Here is a 2,797-nt window from a genome sequence, read left to right on the forward strand (position 1 = left end):
ATTTCATTTTTTAAAGATAGTCTTTTCTTAAGGGATACCAAACATCCAATACTTTAGTATCTGACTCTAAAGCTATCGCTTCGTGCTCAATGTTAGGAGGGATTACTACCCCTTCCATTACTTTTAGAGTTTTTACTTGCTCTCCAACAGTCATTTTAACTGAACCTTGCAGAACTAAAGAAATTTGTTCATGGGGATGTTTATGTTTTGGCATCATCGGATTGGGACCAAATTCAAAATAGGTAAACATGGTATGTTCATTTGCTACTGTCTTTATAGTTGAACCGTTTATCACTTCTTTAGGTTTTAAGTCCTTTATTTTGTAAAAGTTCACTTCTTTCATTATTATTTTCACCTCCTCTTTTATTATTTCATCATTCGTGCAAAACTTTCTTTAACGCTTCATCATGAGATTGGAATGCCAGGGAAGGAAGCTGGTTAAAGTTAAAAAATTTTGCCTCCTCTGCGTCATCACCAGCACAAAGGTTACCTCCTATTATCTCTGCTTCATAGATTATAGTAACTATATAACCATGAACCTTACTCTTATTAGAATAAACTCCTATTAATTTTCTTAATTTTCCTTCTAATCCCGTCTCCTCAACTAATTCCCTTAAAACCGCTTGATCTGGAGTCTCTTCTATTTCCATAAACCCACTGGGCAATGCCCATTCACCTTTACAGGGTTCTACCCCCCTTTTTATCAATAATATTCTGCCTTGGTTATCTCTCGCTATTACTGCTACCACCGGAATAGGATTTTCATAATATATTTTGCCACATTTTAGGCAAAATAATCTTTTCCTTCCTTCTAACATTTTTCTGGCTAATTTATAACCACAATAGGGACAAAATTTTATGGATAAATTACTTTTCATGCATTGCTAACTCCTTTTAAGGCAGACACAAGGTCTGCCCCTACTTTTTTCAATAAGCCCTCTTGGGCAAAACTGGTATAATTATCATCTCCTAAAATTATATGGTCCAGCACTTTTACTCCAATCAGGTCACAAGCTTCCGTTAAACGTTCTGTAATATCTATATCATTTTTGCTGGGATTTGATTCTCCGCTGGGATGATTATGTAAAAATATAACTGAAGCAGCAGATTCCTTAATTATCTCTTTTAACACTTCGCGGGGATGGACAATACTTTCGGTCAAACTTCCTACCGAAACATCGATATCCCCGATAATCTTATTTTTTACATCTAACAATACTATCTTAAATATTTCCTTTTTTAAATCTCTCATATTTGGTCCATAATAATCTACCAAATCAACAGCATTATGGATTTTCTTTTTAGATGAACTGGCCTCCCTTAAGAGCCTTTTTCCTATCTCTAAAGCTGCCTTTATCTGAGCAAATTTAGCCATACCTATTCCCTTAACAGAAATCATCTCTGAAAAACTCAAAGAATCTAATTTTCTTAAACTTTTCCCATTTTCTATTAATAGCTCTTTAGCAATATCCACCGAAGTTTTTCCTTGATAGCCTTTCACCAATATTATTCCCAATAACTCAGCATCTGTCAAATAATCTACACCATACTTAACTAACCTCTCTCTTGGTCTTTCCTCATCCGGCCAATCCTTTATGGTATAATTCTTTTTCTCCATCTCTTCCTCCTTTACGACTATGACAAATTTAGTGCCAGGCACCTTTTTTTACCTTATGACAAATTTAGTGCCTGGCACCTTTTTTTACCTTTTATTCGATTTAAGCGATATTGCAATTTTTCTCTCAGAAACATATTTTCTACCATATTCAAAGCTTCTTCTACCATCCGCTCTGCTTTTTGATAATCTCTCAAGTAATGCTCATAATATTTGGCCAATTCTTCATAAGGATAATAGACAAAACCATAGCTTCTTTCTATTATCTCTTTCCACATTTCTTCTGCTTCTTCCCATTTCCCCTGCCTTTTATAGGCAAAAGAACCTAACTTTAATGCTTCTAAAACCTCTTCCTCTGATAAATTGTGTTTTAAAGCTTCAGCATAATATAAAGTACTCTGGTCATATTTCTTTTCAGCATCAAATATCTTACCCACGCTAAAAATATCCATCCCATATTCAGCATTTTCTAAAGGATCTTCTACCAGAAAACACATTTTACTAACTAATGCCACTAAAGAGAGAATATCTTGTAAATTATGCTCAAAGACTGGTTTCATGGTTCGAGCATCTCTAGTCTTTAAATATCTAAAATAGATCTCGGGGATAAGATATCCCGGTACATCATCAGTTCTACTAACCTTCAATATATCTCTTTCTACCGTAGAGAGGGAACAACTCTCTAATCTTCTCTTCCATAAACGGCGAGCGGGGTAAAGAAGATCGAAATGATAAGGGTCTTCTAAATTTATCTTCATTCCAGACATAATATAACGGCTTTCCATTAAAGGAAGATCAAAGGTTTTACCATTATAAGTAACTACAGCTTTAAACTTGCCCAGTAAATCATTTACCGCTGATAGTAGTGCTCGTTCTTCATTATAATCCCGCATAAAATATTGTCGAACACAAAATTGGTCCTCTTCAAAATATCCTACTCCTATAAGAAAGATGTAAGTTCCTGTTCCTCCGGCCAACCCGGTAGTCTCCGTATCCAAAAAAATAGTCTTATTAATATCTATCTCTTTTAATTTAGCATCCCTCGCTAAACTAGAAATAGTCTGGGTAGAAGATTGAAAAATTTGAAAAAGCTTAATTTCGCCACATTTATAATCTTGAGGAAAATAATTTTCTCGGACAAAACTATCTCCGAAAGGGGTGGAAATAAATCTTCCCGACAGC

Annotated in this window: 4 protein-coding genes; all 4 read right to left on the minus strand. The window is 34.8% G+C overall.

What is annotated here, in order from left to right; genetic code table 11:
* Positions 1–10: 10 nt before the first annotated feature.
* Entirely contained in the window at positions 11–343 is a 333-nt protein-coding gene (locus COZ07_RS08605) for a cupin domain-containing protein (RefSeq protein ID WP_406608156.1), read from the minus strand.
* A gap of 31 nt (positions 344–374) precedes the next feature.
* A complete protein-coding gene (locus COZ07_RS08610; RefSeq protein ID WP_406608157.1) occupies positions 375–878 on the minus strand; it encodes an NUDIX hydrolase in 504 nt (167 codons plus the stop codon).
* Positions 875–1,618 carry a JAB domain-containing protein gene (gene radC, locus COZ07_RS08615; RefSeq protein ID WP_406608158.1) on the minus strand — a complete coding sequence of 248 codons (744 nt, stop codon included), beginning with the start codon at positions 1,616–1,618 and terminating at the stop codon, positions 875–877. Before radC ends, COZ07_RS08610 begins: the two co-directional genes overlap by 4 nt.
* Before the next feature lie 53 nt (positions 1,619–1,671).
* Positions 1,672–2,797, minus strand: a 1,126-nt coding sequence (locus COZ07_RS08620; RefSeq protein ID WP_406608159.1) for a ribonuclease H-like domain-containing protein, incomplete at its 5' end; no start/stop codon positions are given.

This window comes from Candidatus Infernicultor aquiphilus, from assembly GCF_002784285.1.
Taxonomy (GTDB): Bacteria; Atribacterota; Phoenicimicrobiia; order Phoenicimicrobiales; family Phoenicimicrobiaceae; genus Infernicultor; species Infernicultor aquiphilus.

Coding starts and splice junctions, on each gene's coding strand:
- COZ07_RS08605 (WP_406608156.1), bottom strand. CDS start 343: ATGAAAGAAGTGAACTTTTACAAAATAAAGGACTTAAAACCTAAAGAA.
- COZ07_RS08610 (WP_406608157.1), bottom strand. CDS start 878: ATGAAAAGTAATTTATCCATAAAATTTTGTCCCTATTGTGGTTATAAA.
- radC (WP_406608158.1), bottom strand. CDS start 1,618: ATGGAGAAAAAGAATTATACCATAAAGGATTGGCCGGATGAGGAAAGA.